Below are 237 nucleotides of genomic sequence, written 5' to 3'. Positions count from 1 at the left end.
GAGGTGTAGCGCAGTTTGGTAGCGCACATGGTTTGGGACCATGGGGCCGGGGGTTCGAGTCCCTTCACCTCGACCAAGTAAGGGCCTATAGCTCAGGTGGTTAGAGCGCACGCCTGATAAGCGTGAGGTCGCTGGTTCGAGTCCAGCTAGGCCCACCATTTGCCCAGATAGCTCAGTCGGTAGAGCAGGGGACTGAAAATCCCCGTGTCGGTGGTTCGATTCCGCCTCTGGGCACCA

The 237-nt window shown here is 59.5% G+C and carries 2 tRNA genes; both read left to right on the top strand.

Annotated elements, in window-relative coordinates:
* Positions 1–81: 81 nt before the first annotated feature.
* Positions 82–158: transfer RNA gene (locus tag KGF41_RS20725), tRNA-Ile, on the top strand.
* Between the two features lie 3 nt (positions 159–161).
* Positions 162–237: transfer RNA gene (locus KGF41_RS20720), tRNA-Phe, on the top strand.

The sequence above is a fragment of the Clostridioides sp. ZZV14-6150 genome, assembly GCF_020657875.1.
Classification (GTDB): Bacteria; Bacillota; Clostridia; order Peptostreptococcales; family Peptostreptococcaceae; genus Clostridioides.
Note: the sequence above shows the minus strand (reverse complement) of the source record. Positions and strands in the feature narration are given on the sequence as shown.